The organism is Methylacidiphilum infernorum V4 (genome assembly GCF_000019665.1).
In the GTDB taxonomy this organism is placed as follows: Bacteria; Verrucomicrobiota; Verrucomicrobiia; order Methylacidiphilales; family Methylacidiphilaceae; genus Methylacidiphilum; species Methylacidiphilum infernorum.
Window position 1 is genome coordinate 1,095,631 of sequence record NC_010794.1, and the last position, 19,930, is coordinate 1,115,560.

Below are 19,930 nucleotides of genomic sequence, written 5' to 3' on the forward strand. Positions count from 1 at the left end.
GTTACCTGGGTATGAGATGAAGTAAAAATTGAACTCTTTTGATACTCTTTTTCCCAAATCGGGGATGAAGCTTAACAATCGCTTCTCCGTCTTTTAACCGGGAAAAAACATAGGGAGGATAGATAGGCTCCTTGCGAAATTGAATTTGGAAGTCTTGATGGGCGATCGGCTTGGACAGATCAAAGAGCAATTCTTGGGTTCCCCGGTAAAGATAACCGTCGCTTCTTTCGATCTCTCCAAACAGCCGCGAGGCATACTCGTTGGTTTCGAAGTGAGGATTTCTTAAAAATATGACTGTTGCGGTATTCGTTAAGATCGCTTCGATTTCCGATCTAATCATCCGAGATTCCAACAAGGCCAGGGATTGGAAGGCGATAATACATCCGCATTGGTATTCTCTGGCCTTGTCAAAAAACCCTCTTTCTCCAGTCCAATCTCCTGTAGTAGCAACGGTGGCAAATTCATCACAAAGATAAATAACAGGTCTTTTCTGGTTGATGCTCCTGGCCCCTATCTTTAGTTGTTTTCTAGAAAGCACGGAACGAAAAAACTCGAGTTTTAAAAGTATGCTGGCTACTTTAGCCGAATTCCTCCACCGTGAAAAGTTCATGTCGAGAACGAGAATCTTGCCTTCATCGATGAGATCCCTGAAATTGAGGTTTCCTTGCGAACTGACCATCCGATCGAAGGGCGGCTGAGTCATAAGGGAAGTAAGAACAGAAACGGTCATGCCTATAGAACCCGAAGTTCTTTCATTGGCCAGGTTAAGATATTCGCCTTTAAAATAGAGATAGACTTCATCCGAGTAGGGGTCTTTTCCATAATGGCGAAGGACCTTTTCATACATGCCCAACCATTTCTGGAGAGGTCCATATTCGGGGGCGGGGATTTCCAAGTTCTTTACCACGTGGGATAGGACCAAGATATTGTCTATTTCATCGATCAGACTAAGGGAGCTTTCCCAAAGTTCCAACTGGGGAAGAACCCCGACTTTAAAAGATTTTAGGAGCTTTTTTAGTCTTGCGGTGACTTCCGAGCAAACGGCAAGGAAATTCTCATAAAACTGGTCATTTTCAGAGTAGGAGTAGAAAGCACCGTGAAAGGAACGCAAACCTTCAAGAAGGGAAGATAAGCTGGATGCTCCAAATTGGGCCTTAGAAGTCGGCTCTCCACTCAGGCATTTTAAAATTTTTTCCGCTTCCATTTTCTTTAAAAGCCTCTGTTCTTTTTCTTCCTCGCTCTCAGCTTCGGCTGCATTTTTGGCGGTAATGTAGATATCTTTGACTTTCTTTTTCCAACCTTGAATTAAGGAATCTATCCTGTTGACCAGCCGATTTATTCTTTCTAATCCTTGAACGATTTTTTCTCTATTTTCCTTGATCGTGGTTTCGACCGAATTGATCTGGTTTTGGTTTGCAGGTAATCCCCTGTCCATGACAAGGAGATTGAGCAGGGGAAACGACAGGGGAGGTGGGGGCTCAGCTATGATTTTTTTTTGAGCCGCTGCGACTAACTCCCGGTGAAGTTGGAAAATGGAATTAAAAAGTTTCCTGCCCGCAGCATCCCAAAACGGATCTTGACTTGTTCTTCCATCGTCGATCGCCTGCTTGAGGGTGATCATTAAGTCGGCAAGCTCTGAAGGAAGAGAATCGGGATTGTTGAACGGATCGATCGAAAGATCGTGGTCGGGTCCAAAATACAAAATATCTTTTTCCCTGTCATACTTTTTGGCCAGCCATTTGACCATTTCGGTCAGTTCACATTTTCCATCCATTATAAACCCGGCAAATTTTAGCTCTTCTCTTTGCTGATCATTTCTAAGGTCGGTTGCCCTGAAGAGACTTTCCAAAAATTGGGTCAGCACGTACCTCGTTTTTCCTGCTCCCGATCCTCCCAAAATGCAGACATGAGAGAAAAGATCCTTTATCATCAAAGGCTTTCCCGATTCATCCGCCAGTTCTTGAGGTTCGGTTTGCACCCTGAAATACAATTTTCCAAAATCGGCTAAACTAATAGGTTCACGAGGCCAATAGGATCCGGTCGTCCTTGCAGCAATAGAAAGTTTGGGTTTTACGTGTTGTGGACTAAAGCTTCCTACCAAGGTATCCTTTAATTTTTCAAGGATTTTCATTCCGTTATATAAATAGGCTTTTTTATAAAACCTATTTTGAGATTATGGACTTAGGAGGAGATTGGCCTGGATACCTGGAGAATTGGGCAAAAGCTGTGGGTAGGGAACTTATCGATGGTTTTTGGCTAAAGGCAAACGAAGAGTTTTGGCCGCAGAGGTGGCCAGATGGTTCTCTTGTATACAGCCAAGAAGCTTGCCCGGGTGAATGGTTTCTTATGCGTGAAAATTCCTGGACCAATTATGGCTTTGAAAATTTCGAAAAATTTACCGAAGCCCTTTTTTCCAAGAAGCTAACGGCGGATTCCCCTTCGGCAATTCTCCTGCTTGGTTTATACCGTCATCTGGCAGGAGTCGGATTGGGAATCGCCAGCCGGGGAGCGATTTTTGTCGATCAAAAATTGATCATGCATTTTATTGTGATCCGTGAAGAAGAATTTCAAAAAGTTCGTTCGTTGGCGCATCAAATCGATCCCTCCTGCCAGGTTCAAAGAGACATTTTTTTCCCCGAGTTTTTTGATGCGCTTAAAAGGGTTCTTTTTAAAAGCGACAATACAAGGGTCAAGCTTCTACGACTCGGAGTCTTCTTTGGGTTTCTTTGCCTTTTTTTATCCGTTGTCGCCTTGTTTTGGAAAAAGGGAATTTTTTTAGCTATCCTCTTTCAGATGGCTTCCTTGTGGATCTTTGGAAGGGTAAGAAAAGAATAGAAGAGTCGAAAGAAGATTGGAATGATCCTGGAAGGGGGGGAAATAACCCGGTTTAAAAACGGGATGGAAAAGAAACCGTTCTATTTCATTCTCAAACTTAAAGAAACGGGAAGAAAGGATCCTTCTTCTTCTATTTTAGTCAATGATTCGATCAATTCCAACGTGGATTGATGATCGCTGATCAAGAAGTAAGGGTTTTCTTCCTCGTTAAACAAAGAGTGATAGGGAAGAAAAAATTCTTGGATCTTTTTTACCTGCTGACTGAACAGGGTTGAATTATCCACAAAGGCATTTTTTTTACCTACCAGCGGCGAGTAATCTTCAAACCAATAGAGGGTCGTTTCATAGTAGCACCAACCGAGAAGGGGAGAGAAGGGATGACCCATGAACGATTGTTCGGGACAATTTTGTTTAAAGTAGGAATAATTTTGAATAAAATGGGAACAGGATTCGATTACTGCCAGGTTTATTATCGCGCAAGCTACAAAAGAATAATGCCAGGAGTTTGTAAGACTTTCATAAAAGGGCAGGTTCTTTTCACTTAATCGGTCTACCGTTGCACTCATTCCAAAATAACTGGGCAAGGAAGGATAAATCGAAGCATAAGAGCAGAAAAAGGGTATGAGCTCTTGGGGAATACGAATGATGTCCGCTTTAAAGAGCCTGGGTTCGGTTAAAAAAAAATGCAAAAATTTTCCCGGATCAAAGTAAGCGGGGAAAACGACTTTAAATCGAAAGGAGTCTAGAAAAGAAAGCGAATCTTCCGAGGGTTTCATACTATATAAATAGAAAAACAATGAGAAAGGATATGGATATCTTTAAGTTGCTTGCCTCATCGAACTGGCCCCGAACTTGCGCTGAAGAAGTCTTGTGGGAAATCCTTTGGGAAAATACCGAAAGCGAACTGGAAAAGACTCTTCCCCCGATTCCTCAAAATCTGCTCAGTGTTGAAGCTTGTCCGAATCCTTCTGCCCTTGAATCTATTTTTTTCGAAGGCAAATGGCTGAATTTGCTCGTTCACCCTCAAAGTTGGCCTAAAGAACTTTTTGAAACTTATTACGAAGACCTCTTGGTTTTATTTTCCTGCCTAAAATCCATGGGGATTCCCGAGAGCGATTTACAACCCGTTGCCCTTTGCCAATTTGTTCGAAATTGCAAAAAAAAGAGAAGGGTTTTGGAGAACAGGAAATGTTCTTTTTACTGCTTGGGAATATGCGTCTTGGGAACTTTCCAAGATAAAACGATGGAAAAAGAATCTCTCAGCCCCGCTTCCATTGCTTACTATCTAGGACTAACGAAACGTCAAGTGATGGATCGGCTCAAAAAGGCAAACCACTATCTGCGTAGAGAACTTCAAAAAAAGCATGCCTTTAGCGAACTGATCAGGGAGAAGGATGGCTTTTGAGGACCTTTTTCTTACCGGATTTTCTCCCGTATCTTCTTTTGTTCGAGTTCTGGGGTAGGGGAATGGTACAGGCCGGGGAAGGGATTTGGGGTTAGCCCTTCAGCCTTAAAAAGGGGAGCTTCTTCCCTTTGTTTTTTCAGCTCTTCAACCCTCTTTTTTGCCTCGCAGGCCTTCTGCCAAAAGGACTCAGGGAAAAGCGGTCCTTTTCCTTTTCCTATCCCGGGCAGCTTCCAGTAAGCCGGTATGTCCTCGGCTTTCTTTTGCTCCACCACCTCTTCTATCCTTTGGGCCAGCCCCGTCCAGTCTTTATCCCTTATCCTCTTGTTGTTTTTTTCCAGGAAAACCTTTAGTTTTTCATGGTCCATTTTCTCTGGGTCCGAGGCGGAAAAGACCGCCTGTTCAAGCCCTTGCTTGGCCACCGCCTTGGTCTTTTCGATCGTTTTTAGATCGGCTAGCTTCCTTCCCTCCGCCTGGAGAAGACCACAGCCATCCAACCGATCCAGCTCAAGTCTTTTCCCTTCCTTTCTTCTTCCCCCCAACTCTTCCTTTAACCTCATCACCGCCTGGAGAGGAGTCACAGCCGTGGGAAACCCCAGGCTTACTCCAAGCTCCGCACTTTTCCCTGTAGCCCTTTTAACAAAGCCAAAAGTAGGATCTTCTTGCCCGCCTTCCTTTTCCGGTTGCTCGATTTTCTTTTCCACCCCTTTGGCTTCTTCTGCAAGGAGATTGTCCGCCGGTTTTTCTCTTTCCCAGGCTGTCTTTTCGATCTTTTCTTGACTTGGGCTCTTGAATCTTTCCTGGATCCCTTGGGCATGGGCTTCTTCCCCAAGACCTCGGGGATGAAAAGGGGACGAAAGAGTAACCTTTTCCATCCCTTCAGATAGCAGCTCCGAAAGCCGTTGGCCGGCATAACCCCCGAAGAGGCCACCTACGATACCCCCGGCCACCGTTCCTATCCCCGGCAAGAACAGCGATCCTACGGCCGCTCCTCCTATCCCTCCGAGCATGCTCGCCCCGTAAGAAAAGCCTATCCTTCCCCCCGCTTTGCCCAAGGCCAAACCCCACCTGCCCGTCTCCTTGCCTTCCTTCACCGCCGCCTGTACCTCTTGGCCAATACCCCAAATGCCTAGCAGGCCTCCAAGCCAACCCATCAAGCCCTTCCATCCCGATCTTGTCAATTCATGGAGAAAGCGTTTCTTTATTAAGTGTTTCTTTATTTCTTCTCCTTCTATCTTCTTGGCTATCTTCTGAACGTCGTTCTCTAATTTTCCCAGAGTGGGTTTAACAATTTCTCTGTAAGGATATCTGGAAAGATCCTCACCGATGTTCTTTATTTTGCTAAGATCCTTGGAGGAAAAAGTTACAGAGGGATAGTCTAACTCTATGCCTTCACCATTTTTGGGAAATCCGTAGGATCCATACTTTCCTGCTAGCTTATTTAGTACCCGATCAATCTTACTGTCGATGAGCTTTGTTTTGAGATCGTGAAGCGGGTTAGGAAACAAATCGAGGTTGTCAAAGCTGTTGGGGTTCTCAAGGTTACCCGAAAGGAAAAGGGGGATCCTATGGTCTACGCTCCAACGGCACCCTTTCGGAAGCTTGCCGTTGAGAAAATATTTTTTAATTTGTTTTTCCGTGAACCCCCACTGAAGCAGGCTCTCCCGCTTGTTTTCTGCCAAGTACTTAAGGTATTTCTTTTTAACATCCTCAAATTCTTTCTCGAGCCTTTCTCTTTCCTTGGGATCAATGCGCTTTACTTTTACAATTTTATAAAAGAAATAAGTCAGTTTTTTTTCATCCGGCTCGCTCACTTGGCTTGTCCTCCTTATTCTTTAAATAGGACAAGTCCTTTTTATTTTTTTCCCCTTCCGCCCCGCTCATAACACCTCTTCCATCACACCAAACACTTTGTGTTTCAAAAAAGAATAAAAGTCCGGGTAAACAAATTCTCCCCCTACCGGAATAAGAGCTTCGCACCAGTGGAAAAGGCCGGTTTGAAGATCGTACATGTAGGTATCAGAAAAAAGATCTCTGTGCCTCCCGAAGAAAAAATAAGAAGGGTGCATCCACTCCTTCCTTTCTTCCTCGCTTTCCCAAGACTCAAGACTCCTGTAGTCGTAGTTATAGGGGAAAAGATAGTCGATGTTGTACTTTTCAGCTTCTTGTTCTTTTCTTAACGCGACCACGGGAGAGTCTTCGTCCGGGATGGAAAAAAGGGTCGCTATTGCAGTCTCAAACCCGTTGCTAAAGGCTAAGAATGCCTTGTAAAAATCGGGTAGGGGAATTCCCAGCTCCTCCCTGAAACGCCGGTCGGCTTCTTCGATCGCCCGTGGACTTGCCGGGGGAAGAAACGACCCTTCTTCTGTAAATCGGCTTTTCCTTACCGTTTGCAATAAGTGGATCACTTTCGGTTCAAGCAGCCTTGGAGCGGGCTCTAACACCTCAAAAAAATAGGCCAGCTCCCCCTCAAGCATCGAGTAGAAATCCTCGTACAGCCTTTCTTCCCCAGTATCAAATGGAATGCGGCAGTATTGGGTCTCCATATAAACCCGCCGGTAGCACTTCAGCCGCACGTCATAGACATATTCGCGACTGCCGTCTTGAGTCTGTCCTAAAAAAAGAAAGTTCGGGTTGTTCCATTTCGATTTGCTTCCTTTATAAAATTCTCTATTTCCTTCGTTTTCCTCCAACAGGTCCCGGTAAATATCAGACCGCAGGAAAAAAATGGCATTCGAGGACTGATTTTGCCACCAAGAGGTGCAGTGATCGGCAACGAAATAAAAGTAACCGTAGCCAAAGCTAAACCCGTTAGCGTAGCCAAGAAGTTCCTTGTAATCCCGGGGTAAAGCAATGCCGAATTTTTCCTGGCATTTTCTGTCCGCCTCCTCTATGGCCTGCGGGGAAGCCGGTGGGTTAAATTCAATGTAGGGATGCTCTGCCTGGTAAGACCTCAAGGTCTCCAGTAGGTTTTTTAGCTTGGATTCTTTGTTCATCCTATACCTCTTTTTTGCTTCACTTAAGCTCTGTCCTTTTCCAAGACCAGTCAACGGTTGTCTTTATCCTCAAGGTTTGCGGTTCGCGAATAATGCGAAAAAGGAGAGTGAGCCAATTCTACGGCTTTCCCATTTTTGGGAAATCCGTAGGATCCATACTTTCCTGCTAGCTTATTTAGTACCCGATCAATCTTACTGTCGATGAGCTTTGTTTTGAGATCGTGAAGGGGGTTCGGAAGCAAATCGAGGTTGTCAAAGCTGTTGGGGTCCTCGAGGTTACCCGAAAGGAATAGGGGGATCCGGTGGTCTACGCTCCAACCGCAATTTTCTGGAAGCTTGCCGTGTTTTAAATATGTATCTATGTCTTTGTCCGTAAACCCCCACTGAAGCAGGCTCTCCCGCTTGTTTTCTGCCAAGTACTTAAGGTATTTCTTTTGAACTCCCTTAAATTCTTTCTTGAGTCTTTTAGTTTCCTCGGGATCAATGCGCTTTACTTTTACAATTTTATAAAAGAAATAAGTCAGTTTTTTTTCATCCGGCTCGCTCACTTGGCTTGTCCTCCTTATTCTTTAAATAGGACAAGCCCTTTTTATTTTTTTCCCCTTCTTCCCCGCTCATAACACCTCTTCCATCTCATCGAACACAAAATCTTTCAAAAAAGAGTAAAAGTCCGGATAAACAAATTCTCCCCCTACCGGGATACGAGCTTCGCACCAGTGGAAAAGGCCGGTTTGAAGATCGTACATGAAGATATCAGAAATAGAATCCCTCTCCCTCCCGAAGAAAAAATAAGAGGGGTGCATCCACTCCTTCCTTTCTTCCTCGCTTTCCCAAGACTCAAGACTCCTGTAGTCGTAGTTATAGGGGAAAAGATATTCTATGTGGTACTTTTCAGCTTCTTGTTCTTTTCTTAACGCGACCACTGGAGAGTCTTCGTCCGGGATGGAAAAAAGGATAACATGTTCAGTCCAAAACCCGTTGCTAAAGGCTAAGAATGCCTTGTAAAAATCGGGTAGGGGAATTCCCAGCTCCTCCCTGAAACGCCGGTCGGCTTCCTCGATCGCCCGTGGGCTTGCCGGGGGAAGAAACGACCGTTCGTTTGTAAACTGACTTCTCCTTACCGTTTGCAATAAGTGGATCACTTTCGGTTCAAGCAGCCTTGGAGCGGGCACTAACACCTCAAAAAAATAGGCCAGCTCCCCCTCAAGCATCGAGTAGAAATCCTCGTACAGCCTTTCTTCTTTCGTATCAAAAGGAGTAAAATTGTATCCTTGATCTTCAAGACATCCACGCCGGTAGCACTTCAGCCGCACGTCATAGACATATTGGCGACTGCCGCCTTGAGTCTGTCCTAAAAAAAGAGAGTTAGGATCCCACTTCACTTTTATTTCATTTTCCTTGAACAGATCCCAATAGCTGTCAGACCGCAGGAAAAAAACGGCATTCGAAGACCGATTTTGCCACCAAGAGGTGCGGTGATCGGCAGCGAAATAAAAGTAACCGTAGCCAAAGCTAAACCCGTTGGCGTAGCCAAGAAGTTCCTTGTAATCCCGGGGTAAAGCAATGCCGAATTTTTCCTGGCATTTTCTGTCCGCCTCCTCTATGGCCTGCGGGGAAGCCGGTGGGTTAAATTCAATGTAGGGATGCTCTGCTTGGTAAGACCTCAAGGTCTCCAGTAGGTTTTTTAGCTTGGATTCTTTGTTCATCCTATACCTCTTTTTTGCTTCATTTAAGCTTTGTCCTTTTCCAAGACCAGTCAACGGTTGTCTTTATCCTCAAGGTTTGCGGTTCGCGAATAATGCGAAAAAGGAGAGTGAGCCAACTCTACGGCTTTCCCATTTTTGGGAAAGCCGTAGGATCCATACTTTCCTGCTAGCTTATTTAGTACCCGATCAATCTTACTGTCGATGAGCTTTGTTTTGAGATCGTGAAGCGGGTTCGGAAGAAAATCGAGGTTCTCAAAGCTGTTGGGGTCTTCGAGGTTGCCCGAAAGGAATAGGGGGATCCGGTGGTCTACGCTCCAATCGCAATTTTCTGGAAGCTCGCCGTTTAGAAAATATTTTTTAATTTGATCTTCCGTAAACCCCCACTGAAGCAGGCTCTCCCGCTTGTTTTCTGCCAAGTACTTAAGGTATTTCTTTTGAACTCCCTTAAATTCTTTCTTGAGTCTTTTAGTTTCCTCGGGATCAATGCGCTTTACTTTTACAATTTTATAAAAGAAATAAGTCAGTTTTTTTTCATCCGGCTCGCTCACTTGGCTTGTCCTCCTTATTCTTTAAATAGGACAAGCCCTTTTATGTCTCCTTCCTCCCCGCTCATAACACCTCTTCCATCACATCGAACACAAAATCTTTCAAAAGAGAGTAAAAGTCCGGATAAGCAAATTTTCCCCCTACCGGGATACGAGCTTCGCACCAGTGGAAAAGGCCGGTTTGAAGATCGTACATGTAGGTATTAATAGAAAGATCTCTGTCCCTCCCGAAGAAAAAATAAGAGGGGTGCATCCGCTCCTTCCTTTCTTCCTCGCTTTCCCAAGACTCAAGACTCCTGTAGTCGTAGTTATAGGGGAAAAGATAGTCGATGTGGTACTTTTCAGCTTCTTGTTCTTTTCTTAACGCGACCACGGGAGAGTCTTCGTCCGGAATGGAAAAAAGGATAACATGTTCAGTCCAAAACCCGTTGCTAAAGGCTAAGAATGCCTTGTAAAAATCGGGTAGGGGAATTCCCAGCTCCTCCCTGAAACGCCGGTCGGCTTCCTCGATCGCCCGTGGACTTGCCGGGGGAAGAAACGACCCTTCTTCTGTAAACCGGCTTCTCCTTACCGTTTGCAATAAGTGGATCACTTTCGGTTCAAGCAGCCTTGGAGCGGGCACTAACACCTCAAAAAAATAGGCCAGCTCCCCCTCAAGCATCGAGTAGAAATCCTCGTACAGCCTTTCTTCTTTCGTATCAAATGGAGTAAAATTGTATTCTTGATCTTCAAGACATCCACGCCGGTAGCACTTCAGCCGCACGTCATAGATATATTCGCGACTGCCGCCTCGAGTCCTTCCCAAAAAAAGAAAGTTCGGGTTGTTCCATTTCGATTTGCTTCCTTTATAAAATTCTCTATTTCCTTCGTTTTCCTCCAACAGGTCCCGGTAAATATCAGACCGCAGGAAAAAAATGGCATTCGAAGACCGATTTTGCCACCAAGAGGTGCAGTGATCGGCAACGAAATAAAAGTAACCGTAGCCAAAGCTAAACCCATTGGCGTAGCCAAGAAGTTCCTTGTAATCCCGGGGTAAAGCAATGCCGAATTTTTCCTGGCATTTTCTGTCCGCCTCCTCTATGGCCTGAGGGGAAGCCGGTGGGTTAAATTCAATGTAGGGATGCTCTGCTTGGTAAGACCTCAAGGTCTCCAGTAGGTTTTTTAGCTTGGATTCTTTGTTCACCAACTTTTTTTAAATTATTTCAAAGGTGGACTCTTTTACCTCTGTTTTTCTCTTATCTTCTTTTGTTCGAGTTCTGGGGTAGGGGAATGGTACACGCCGGGGAAGGGATTTGGGGTCAATCCTTCAGCCTTAAAAAGGGGAGCTTCTTCCCTTTGTTTTTCAAGCTCTTCAACCCTCTTTTTTGCCTCACAGGCCTTCTGCCAAAAGGACCCAGGGAAAAGCGGTCCTTTTCCTTTTCCTATCCCGGGCAGCTTCCAGTAAGCCGGTATGTCCTCGGCTTTCTTTTGCTCCACCACCTCTTCTATCCTTTGGGCCAACCCCGTCCAGTCTTTATCCCTTATCCTCTTGTTGTTTTTTTCCACGAAAGCCTTTAGTTTTTCATGGTCCATTTTCTCTGGGTCCGAGGCGGAAAGGACCGCCTGCTCAAGCCTTTGCTTGGCTGCCGCCTTTGTCTCCCCGATCGTTTTTAGATCGGGCAGTGCCCGCACGTTTAAAAATTCATATTTGTGAGCGAAGACATTTTGCTGGGTAAAAGTCATTTTTTCTTTTTGTTGAGAAGGAGCCCCTTTTGCTCCATCATCCTTGGTTCTTGGAGAAGTCAACTCTTCTGAGTGGGCCAAATTTAAGGGAACATGATCAAAAGAATGGACATCGGCTGAAAGTTTTTCCTCTTTTCCTTGATGGGCCGTTAATTCAATCCGTTTTTTTTCGTTCATTTTTACTCCTTTTGTTTATCGCGCAAGTTCCTCTTTTTTATAATAGGATTGAAGAGGGAAAGGAGAGGCTTTTAAATAGGATCGGTCTTGATTCTCCCTGTTGAAATAGGCAACTTGGGGCTCTTTGTATTGAAAATTCTGCATTTGGGTAAGGAAAGATTCAGTGTTTTTTAAATTTTCCATGTTTTCAGGAGGAGCTTTGAGCCGATCTAAAATGGCTTCAAGTTTTCCTCCTATTCTCTCTCCCATGGAAGAACCGATCACCCAGCCGATCCATCTTCCCGTGGGCTTACCGATTAAAGGAATGCCCCCAAAAATATGTTCACCCAATTTTTCACTTATTTTTCCCACTCCGATAGCCAACGATCCTTTTAAAGCCCCTTCGGTTAAATCTACGAGAGCTTCGCCCGTTTTTCCCTGGGCTAAGGATTGCATAGAGGCATAAACGGAGGGTCCTGCAATTTCCATGCCTAGTAATCCAGAATAGCGAGAACCGCCGAACCGGGTTATTGTTTTTAAAGCCCGTAATAGGAAAGGATCGGGTTTTGAAATCATCTCTTTATTTTGAACTCTTCCAGTTGCCTCTGTCCGCTGTCTTTTCCCTTCTTCGGTTGTGGGAAGGATAATACCCTGGGAGTAAAGCTTTTCCCTTTCTGGAGATAAAAAGGAATGCGGACCACCTTTGAATTCCTCGACGACATCCAATGGATTTTTTGCTTTAGACTTTGAAAGGAGGGCATGAGCGCCGTAACCGGCTCCCAGCCCCAAGATCACCGGTAGAGCTTTTGAAATTCCACGAAAAGAACTTGGAAAAGGAAGAGAAGCGGGTTGGGGGAGGTTTAGGCTATGGAAGTGTGGGCTTAGAAAATGGGCATAAATAAGGGAAGGGGGCATGCCTTTTGTCGCCTCGAGATGAATTTGGGGATTGTTCATGATTATTGGGTAGGGCGAAACCGAAGAAAAAGGACTTAAAAATTTTCAAAAAAGGGAGGAGTAAGAACGAGAGGAAAGCAAAAGGAGAGCCTCTTCTTTGGATATTGTCCCTGTGAAAAAAAGTTCTGCTGCCTGGACGGAGAGGGGCTTAAAACCTCTATTTTCGTTATGGGCTCGCAAACGGTTGGGACTAGCCCCATTTTCAATGAGGGATATGATTTCGCTGTCAAAAGGGAGCAGTTCAAGTATAGGCATTCTTCCCGCAGTTCCCGTTCCTCGGCAGGCTTGACAACCCGGGGCTTCTGCAACGGTTGGTTCGGCAACCTGGCAATGGGGGAAATACCGGAGATCCTCTGCAGTCGCTTTTCTTAACTTTTTACAATAAGGACACAATTTTGAAACGAGTCTTTGAGATACAGCTAGCTTTAGGGCGTAGGATACAGCTAGCCTGTCTATTCCAAAACTCTGGACCATTCGTTCCATAACCCCGACAGGATCGGTGGCATGAATGGAGCTAAAGACAAGATGGCCAGTTAAGGCCGCATCGATGGCGATCTGCGCACTTTCTCTATCCCGGATTTCTCCGATCATGATGATATCAGGATCCTGGCGAACGATTCCTCGAAGAGCAGAAGCAAAAGTGATCGCCGCTTTCTCTCGCACTTCAATCTGGACGGCATCGGGAAAATATTTTTCCACGGGATTTTCTATAGTGATAATCTTTTTTCTAGTGGAGCTTATGTAATTGAGCATGGCATAAAGAGTGGTCGTTTTGCCGCTTCCCGTTGGTCCTGTGGAGACAAACATCCCTTGGCCATTTTGAAGAAACCATAAAAGAAAAGAATATTCTAAGGGAGGCAGGTTGAGATCATCCAGGATAGGGATGCGAGAAGAGAAAATGCGAATCGCCGTGTACTCTTCCATTCCCTGGCCTACGACGATGCTGTAGCGTTGGTCATAGCGGATTCCTTTGTAGAGATAGCTACTGCTTCCATCCTGAAAGATACCTTTTTGATCGGGGGCCATGTTGCCAAAAAGTTTTATTCTATCCAATAAAATTTGGTATTGAATCCGACTTAAAGGAGCTTGCTCGTAGTAGTCGCCATCGATGCGGAAACGAACCCGCACTTTTTCTTCTTTGGGTTCTAAGGAAATATCACTCGCTCCCCTATCGATTGCACTGCTCATAAGGGCATGGTAGAGGGAAATCCCTGTTTTATTAAAGTTGTTGGGATCGATTTGAGGCCATTCTCGGATATGGAGGGGATCTCCGGATAAAATTCCCTTTGCTTTTGTTCCTTTTTTTGCTCTTTCAGATAACTTTTGAAAATGGGAGGGAGAACAGATGACCAGTTGGATTTTCGTTTTTAAGGCTTCGATTAACCTGTCCTCCAACTTTGAATTAAAAGCTTCCGGGGTAATAACCCATGACCAAGTTTGGGATTTTCTCCATAATAGGGCATTTTCAAAACTTTCTATGACCGCACAACTTTGAACCGCTCCTTCGGGTATTACCATTTTGGGCTCTTTACCCAAAAGAATCTCTTCCAGGATATCTGCAACACGAGGATAAAAGGAAGGTTCAAGCCTTAACAACTTGAGCCACTCTTCCTTGTTGGCTTCTTCCCAATCCGGGAAACCCTCTATCCCTCTTTCTCTTTTTAGAATAAGATTGGCTAAGTCTGCCGGATACAAGAGATAAAAAATACGCAATTTATCCGGGAAAGCGGTTGCAACGTAAAATTCAACTTCGTTGAGGCGAAAGGGATTGAGAAGGCCGATTATATAAATAGGGTTATCCCACAAGATCATCGCATTGAATTCCTTTTCTAATTTCTTGGCCGAAGGATGAAAAGCTGAAGGAGGAAGGGGATGATCTCTATCGGTAGGATACAACGGGGGCCAACCGTTACGATGATTAAAGGATTCAGCCCATTTTTCCCATGAAAAAAGGGAGGAATGCCGCAATAAGGCCTTTTCTAGATCAAAAAACCCGTCCGTTTTTTTCCATTCTTTAAGATTTTCAGCGATAACCAGCCGTTCTTTGAGGAGAAATTCTTCTAATTGATTTTGTGCCTCTAAAAAGGTTTTCCTTTGTTCATTTTCTGCATCCGGTGGCGCACAAAGCCTTTTTTCTTTCATCTTGCCTATTAAATAGATGTTTGGTGATTCGGTATGAAGTTTGTGAACCCCCATGAAGTCAATCCTCCGGAGAGGTATAGGGATGGGTTGTATAAGGCTCAAAAGATCAGGTTACCCGCCTTTTTAAGAACGGTATGGGAATGGAAAGAAGATATCGCCGTAGTCAATAGCTGGCTATTGATCCTGTGCTGTTTACAAGCCCTTGGCCTCATTTTTTTGGGGTGTGCTCTTTTTTACAAGATTCACGAACCAACGCGGATGATCGTCGATCTACCCGGTTATGTCATATGGCCAAAGACGGAGATGTTCAAGCTCAGTGAAGACATGATTTTTTCTTTCCTTCACGAAATTGGGAAAGCCCTCTATGAAGTGAGTCCCGGTACTTATAGCCTTTCTAGGGTTGCGGATAGGGTTTCTCCAAGGGTATTAACTGCTTTCAAAGAAGTCTATGTTCCGATGGCGATGAATGCTGCCAGTGGAGAAAGAATCGTATGGAACTTAAGAGAAATACGCCGGTACAACTCTCCAAAGCTTCCCGGCTACTTGATTATCGCGGCGAAATGTGACCGTGCCCGCTATAAAATTCAAAATGGCATGCCCGATGTCACAAGCGAGTCGGTTATCCACCTTTTTTATATTTCTGAAGGGCGAAATACCCCGATGAACCCCCTTGGGTTAATTCTTGAGGGGGTTGAGGAATACCAGGGAGCGGAAGCCGAAAAGATCTGGTCCTTTACCACTCCAATAGTCGGCTCACCCGAGATATTCAAAAAAGAAAACAGCCTTCCTTCTAAGAAAAAACCCGGAGAAAAATGAAAAAAAAAGGATTTCTTCTTTTTCTTCTTTGTTTTCCCTTGGTCCTTTTTAGCCAGCAGGTCGATCCCCTGGATTCGAGAAATGCCCTCAATTCCTCATTCCAAAATGGGAGTTCTAATACTACGGCCCAAGTGACCGAAGAAGATGCCCCCCCAGTGATCATCAATGGGAAAAAGGCTGAAGAACTAACCGATGATGAACTCATCCAATTTCTCCAGCAAAAAGTAAAACAAATTCACCAAGAAGACGGTCAAGTCGAAATCCTGAGGACTTCTCCCGGCTACCCCTTAGCCATTGAATTTTCCGAGCCCATCACGGGTTGGGAACTGGGAGATGGAAAATTAATCCACGTTACAAAACACGGATCTGCCCTCATTTTAAGATCGCTAGATTCCACGGGGGATACTTCCCTTTTGGTTTTTTTCCCGGCCGGCCGGACAAGGATCTATCACATCTTTGTGGAATCCGATTTTCAAAAGGCTTTGAGCCTTATCCGGGTCAGTCCCTTTAGCAAAAATGGTTCTTCTTTTTCATCGCAACTGGTTTCTTTTGCTTCCCAAAACGACGAGGACTTGTCAGCCGTAGGCTATGTCGCCCAGATCATAGCCAACTACGATCTTTTACTCAGAGAAGGTTCGATTAAGCCCATGGATGTTCAAAGGACAGGAATCTTTAGACGATCTAAACTGACGGGATTTGATTATTATTATTTGTACAAGTTTGCTTCCGGCCTTTTAGCCATTTCTTTTGCATGGAAAAATCTTTACCCCTACAAGGTTCGGTTGGATGAATCGACCTTGAGGGTCTCAATTGGACAGAGCCGGTTTATTCCCGACTATGTTTCGTTAAACAAGGTGATACTCGCCCCCGGGGAAATGACAAGTGGGTTTTTGATTATCACCAATCCCCCTTTTTCAGCTGATCAATCCTTTTCCCTTACCTGGAAAGAGCCAAAAAAATGAAGAGATTGTTTAAAAACAAAATCATCCTTCTTCTTTTGTTTCTCTCCTTTGGAGTATTCGTGTATTACCTCAATCCCTTTATTCTCCTTTCAAAAATGATGAGTGCGGTTGTCGGCAGTGCAAGAATTTCCTATTTTAAGGATCGGATCTCTACGCTCGATTTGAGAAAGCAACCGACCAAAAAGCCGACTGTTGATAAAAATGGGGTTGTTGTTCAAAAAGAGGACAAATCTTCCCTCAAAGCCGTCGTTCCCAAGGAAGTTGCCCTGTCCAAAGAAAGGATTTCGGAACCTTCTCTTCCTCCGGCACAAGTGAAAGCCCCTCCTCAATACAAGGAAAAAGAAACCCTCGGTTTCCTTGAACAACCCCCTCCCGATAGAACCGCTCCTGTTCCTAGGGGAATAGTGGACCAGAAAGCCTTGGCAAAAGACTCCCAGTCCGGTGATCAACCGATCATCATAAAATGGGCAAAAAAGAGGTACCTGTTTCGCAACCTTTCCCTTTCGGCCACCGAAACGGCCGGGACAGAAGATAAAGGGGGCTCGGAAGGTCCACTGGCTAATATCGATGTAAATTCTTTTGCACCACAAGGAGAGATGATCGAAGCGGCCTTGGTCAATTCCGCTTTTAGCTCAAATACCGATGTGGACGTGGTTGGGGCGGTATGGCTACCCTTTTATTTTCAAGGAAATCTCTTGCTTGAACCTGGAGATCGGTTGATTGGAACCTCTGGGGGAGGTTCGGCCCTTAGAGATAGGATGATGGTTCACATCGATAAAATTATTTTTAAAGACGGCCGTTCCTTGCCGATTCAAGGCGTAGCCCTCCATACCGATGGGACGGAGGGAATTAAAGGTTATAGGGTTAGCGAATATGGGAAGCAACTTTTGGGCCCAATATTGGCAGCAATGGGACAGGCCTTCCTTTATGCAATGGAATACCAATCCTTTAACTATTACATGTCTCCCTATGGATTAACGCCCTGGGGACTTTACGGACAGCCCGCTTATAATGGCGCCAAGCAAGCCCTTATGTTGGGGGGGATGTATGCAGGGACCAATGCGATGCAACAAGTCATGAATATTCTAGCTCAAGATATCGACCAGTATAAACCTTATGTGTTTGTCCCGGCGGGAACGAGATTCAGGGTTTTTTTGAAAAGCTATATGGATATTTCAAAAGCCGATTATGGAAGATAAAAAATTTCTCAAAACCTTGTAGGCCTTTTATGCAAACAACAAAATTAAAATTTCTTGTTGTCCTGCCTGTTGTTTTTCTCTTTGGTTGCGTTGCCCAGAAGAAAACGGCTTTACCTATTGATCCTGCCCTTATTCAAAACAGCTACGATTATACCAAGCCTTACGATGTATATAACAAGGATAAGCCGGCCTACATCCTTCCCATTGTCAATACAGGTTGGACCAAGGCGAGGGTTGATCCCAAGACCGGACAATGGATTGGAGGGCATTACGTCGGAACGGTGATCGATCCCGGACACTGGGCTACTCTAGAAGAAGCCGAGCTTTCAGGAAAACCTTACCTAAGAGCCGATAATGGGAAAATGGTTGTGCCGAATCCTGCCGAAGATAATCCTCCAAGCCAAGATAAAGGAGTAGAAATTGACCTGGTGAATATGAAAAATAGGCTAGAAAAAGTAGAATCGACTCTTTCCGATTCACTGCCCCCTTCCTCGTACCGAGAAGCGGCCATGGTGAATGCGCTAGAAAAAAAATCGCAAAGTAAAAAAAATACCGTTGTCAGTTTCCCTTCAATGGTCGTCGGCGATCCCGATACGCAAACGATTGTCGCTCCCTCGACGTTTAACGAAGCAAAAACCACTTCTTTTATCACTGTTGGAGAAGAAGAACCCTTTGTCAAAAAAGATAAAGGATCTGAATTTCGGAAAAGCGGTTCTTCTTCGACGACGATCGAAGTCCCCCTAGGTAAACCGGGACAAAATTTTGTCGTTAAAACTCCTAATGGAAATTTTGTGGTCTTGGAATTTTTAGCCAATAGGAAAGTGAAGGTATTATACAAGGGGCATGTTGTGGAAAAGACGGCTCCCCCAGATCAAGATGTCGTGGTGATTTCCGTGCCCCAATAACTTTCTGTCATTTTCTTTTTCTCTTTGGAGAAAGTATGTTGGACAAAGAGGTCGATTGGTTTACCGAATTGATCTCTTCTATAACTTTTGAAGTATCGATTTCTAAAACTTGGCACAGCTGAATGAGAAGGGGAGGAATGTTGGTATAGCTGTTTAAATACAAATCGACAGAAAAGAATAGGTCTAGAAGGATGGCTAATGAATCTTTCTCATCCATGTTTTCAATCATGGTTTGGGATTCTTCCTGCGTTCCTAGTTTGTAATGATGCCGTTGGAAAACAAAAGTTGAAACCTCTCTGGGAACTATACGAAGAGCTAGGGACAATAAGATATTGGAAAAGTGGCTGCCATTTCCTCTTTTTATCTTTTCGCATACCTTTTGGAGGAGAGAAGAACAACTGAGATTTAAAAACTCTTCTTTCTTTTTTCTTTCCTTGCGATTGTTTTCCTTTTCCGTCCAATCCTTGATGGCTTTTGTTGCGAAGACTATACCGTGTCTTTGTAAGGCCAAGAGTGCGTCTTCTTTTTTAATTAAAGTATGGATAGATCCCACCGGGCTTCTTGCCAAGTAAGTTCTCAAAAGAGCTTTGCCGTTCATTGGCTTCAATTCCTCTATCAAAAGAGAAGACCACTTTCTTTCTTTTTTATCCCATTCGCAGACTTCCTCCATGTCCACAAAAGGAGAATCGGATTTGATCCGGGATGTACCCGGAACAAAATGTTTAATTGATTCTTCTGCAAATAGGATTTCTTTATTCTCACTTTGTGCTTTGTAGCATTGGAAATGCCATTCCGCTTCCCTTTTTTGAGCAAAGCATTCGGGATCCGTGCAGATCATTGGATCTTTGATATCATTGAACAACTCTTTGGCATTACCCGTTCTTTTAGGGCAGTCGATGCAGCTGGGAACACCAGGGAGTAAATCCGGTTTAGAAATAGCAAAATAGGCCTTTCTTAAGTCCAACAGATAATTTTCAAGAACAATTTGGGCAACTTGATTAACGGTTAAAGACTTGGCTATAGCTTCAGAGGCAACAATGGCTCTTAGCTTGGGCACAGGAATCCTAGATATGTACCATCCCGCCCTTCTTGACAATTTTCCGGCAATGATCGCTTCTTTGGCCGCTTCGGGGAGAGATAAAAGCATGGTCATCCGGCTGATATAGTCGCGTCCCTTGCCGATAACAGAGGCCAGTTCGATAATGCTCATTCCCTCGTCTAATAGCTTCTTGTAACCTTGAGCTTCTTCTATGGGGTTCAGATTTTGTCTCTGAATGTTTTCAATAATCCGCACTTGAAGAGCCAGTTTGTCATCCATCGGATGAATGAAACATTCGATGAACTCTCTATTTAATTTCTTGCAGGCTCTCCACCGTCTTTCTCCACAAATGATTTCATAGGAGTTGTTGACGGTTGGTCGAACAAGGATTGGATGAAGCAATCCTATTTCCTTAATACTCGTAGCCAGTTCTTCGATATGTTCTTCTTTAATTTCTTTCCTGGGATTGCTGTCAGATAAAACGATTTTGTCAATGGGTATTAAAGAAAAAGAAGAAGCTTGCTTTTGAGATCTTATATTATCCATACTTT

The 19,930-nt window shown here is 44.4% G+C and carries 18 protein-coding genes; 6 read left to right on the top strand and 12 right to left on the bottom strand.

The features are described 5' to 3' along the window. Nucleotide 1: 1 nt before the first annotated feature. Nucleotides 2–2,131, bottom strand: a complete 2,130-nt coding sequence (locus MINF_RS05205; RefSeq protein ID WP_012463508.1) for a type IV secretory system conjugative DNA transfer family protein — start codon at nt 2,129–2,131, stop codon at nt 2–4. Between the two features lie 44 nt (nt 2,132–2,175). On the opposite strand from MINF_RS05205, the gene MINF_RS05210 reads away from it, so the two are divergent. Continuing rightward, the gene (locus tag MINF_RS05210) at nt 2,176–2,835 is read left to right on the top strand and encodes a hypothetical protein (RefSeq protein ID WP_012463509.1); all 660 of its coding nucleotides are present in this window, start codon (nt 2,176–2,178) and stop codon (nt 2,833–2,835) included. A gap of 80 nt (nt 2,836–2,915) precedes the next feature. Here MINF_RS05210 and MINF_RS05215 read toward each other — a convergent pair whose 3' ends face one another. Next, on the bottom strand, nt 2,916–3,611 hold the full coding sequence (locus MINF_RS05215; protein ID WP_048810473.1) for a hypothetical protein: 696 nt from the start codon (nt 3,609–3,611) through the stop codon (nt 2,916–2,918). 20 nt (nt 3,612–3,631) lie between these two features. On the opposite strand from MINF_RS05215, the gene MINF_RS05220 reads away from it, so the two are divergent. Continuing rightward, nucleotides 3,632–4,240 (top strand): hypothetical protein, encoded by a 609-nt coding sequence (locus MINF_RS05220; RefSeq protein ID WP_012463511.1) that lies wholly within the window; start codon nt 3,632–3,634, stop codon nt 4,238–4,240. An 11-nt stretch (nt 4,241–4,251) separates the two neighbouring features. On the opposite strand, the gene MINF_RS05225 is transcribed toward MINF_RS05220, so the two are convergent. The 9 genes from MINF_RS05225 to MINF_RS05265 form a co-directional block, all read right to left on the bottom strand. Continuing rightward, the gene (locus MINF_RS05225; RefSeq protein ID WP_012463512.1) at nt 4,252–6,051 is read right to left on the bottom strand and encodes a hypothetical protein; all 1,800 of its coding nucleotides are present in this window, start codon (nt 6,049–6,051) and stop codon (nt 4,252–4,254) included. 66 nt (nt 6,052–6,117) lie between these two features. Further along, nucleotides 6,118–7,233, bottom strand: coding sequence for an SMI1/KNR4 family protein (locus MINF_RS05230; protein ID WP_238523565.1), 1,116 nt, complete (start codon nt 7,231–7,233; stop codon nt 6,118–6,120). A 50-nt stretch (nt 7,234–7,283) separates the two neighbouring features. Then, nucleotides 7,284–7,781 carry a hypothetical protein gene (locus MINF_RS05235; protein WP_012463514.1) on the bottom strand — a complete coding sequence of 166 codons (498 nt, stop codon included), beginning with the start codon at nt 7,779–7,781 and terminating at the stop codon, nt 7,284–7,286. A gap of 66 nt (nt 7,782–7,847) precedes the next feature. Then, nucleotides 7,848–8,939, bottom strand: a complete 1,092-nt coding sequence (locus MINF_RS05240; RefSeq protein ID WP_238523566.1) for an SMI1/KNR4 family protein — start codon at nt 8,937–8,939, stop codon at nt 7,848–7,850. 50 nt (nt 8,940–8,989) lie between these two features. Next, a complete protein-coding gene (locus MINF_RS05245) occupies nt 8,990–9,487 on the bottom strand; it encodes a hypothetical protein (RefSeq protein WP_012463516.1) in 498 nt (165 codons plus the stop codon). A 61-nt stretch (nt 9,488–9,548) separates the two neighbouring features. Continuing rightward, entirely contained in the window at nt 9,549–10,667 is a 1,119-nt protein-coding gene (locus MINF_RS05250) for an SMI1/KNR4 family protein (RefSeq protein ID WP_048810173.1), read from the bottom strand. 35 nt (nt 10,668–10,702) lie between these two features. After that, on the bottom strand, nt 10,703–11,383 hold the full coding sequence (locus MINF_RS11700; protein WP_012463518.1) for a hypothetical protein: 681 nt from the start codon (nt 11,381–11,383) through the stop codon (nt 10,703–10,705). A 15-nt stretch (nt 11,384–11,398) separates the two neighbouring features. Next, the gene (locus MINF_RS05260; protein ID WP_012463519.1) at nt 11,399–12,316 is read right to left on the bottom strand and encodes a hypothetical protein; all 918 of its coding nucleotides are present in this window, start codon (nt 12,314–12,316) and stop codon (nt 11,399–11,401) included. A 45-nt stretch (nt 12,317–12,361) separates the two neighbouring features. Then, nucleotides 12,362–14,458, bottom strand: a complete 2,097-nt coding sequence (locus MINF_RS05265; protein WP_148205150.1) for a GspE/PulE family protein — start codon at nt 14,456–14,458, stop codon at nt 12,362–12,364. Nucleotides 14,459–14,491: 33 nt separating this feature from the next. Here MINF_RS05265 and MINF_RS05270 point away from each other — a divergent pair, with 33 nt between their 5' ends. The 4 genes from MINF_RS05270 to MINF_RS05285 are packed head-to-tail and all read left to right on the top strand — an operon-like array spanning nt 14,492 to nt 18,340. Then, nucleotides 14,492–15,274 carry a hypothetical protein gene (locus tag MINF_RS05270; RefSeq protein ID WP_012463521.1) on the top strand — a complete coding sequence of 261 codons (783 nt, stop codon included), beginning with the start codon at nt 14,492–14,494 and terminating at the stop codon, nt 15,272–15,274. After that, nucleotides 15,271–16,236 carry a hypothetical protein gene (locus MINF_RS05275; RefSeq protein ID WP_012463522.1) on the top strand — a complete coding sequence of 322 codons (966 nt, stop codon included), beginning with the start codon at nt 15,271–15,273 and terminating at the stop codon, nt 16,234–16,236. Before MINF_RS05270 ends, MINF_RS05275 begins: the two co-directional genes overlap by 4 nt. After that, on the top strand, nt 16,233–17,435 hold the full coding sequence (locus MINF_RS05280; RefSeq protein WP_012463523.1) for a TrbI/VirB10 family protein: 1,203 nt from the start codon (nt 16,233–16,235) through the stop codon (nt 17,433–17,435). The genes MINF_RS05275 and MINF_RS05280 overlap by 4 nt, the downstream gene beginning before the upstream one ends. Nucleotides 17,436–17,464: 29 nt before the next feature. After that, a complete protein-coding gene (locus MINF_RS05285; protein WP_012463524.1) occupies nt 17,465–18,340 on the top strand; it encodes a hypothetical protein in 876 nt (291 codons plus the stop codon). A 7-nt stretch (nt 18,341–18,347) separates the two neighbouring features. Here MINF_RS05285 and MINF_RS05290 read toward each other — a convergent pair whose 3' ends face one another. Next, on the bottom strand, nt 18,348–19,925 hold the full coding sequence (locus MINF_RS05290) for a ParB/RepB/Spo0J family partition protein (RefSeq protein ID WP_012463525.1): 1,578 nt from the start codon (nt 19,923–19,925) through the stop codon (nt 18,348–18,350). Nucleotides 19,926–19,930: the final 5 nt, after the last annotated feature.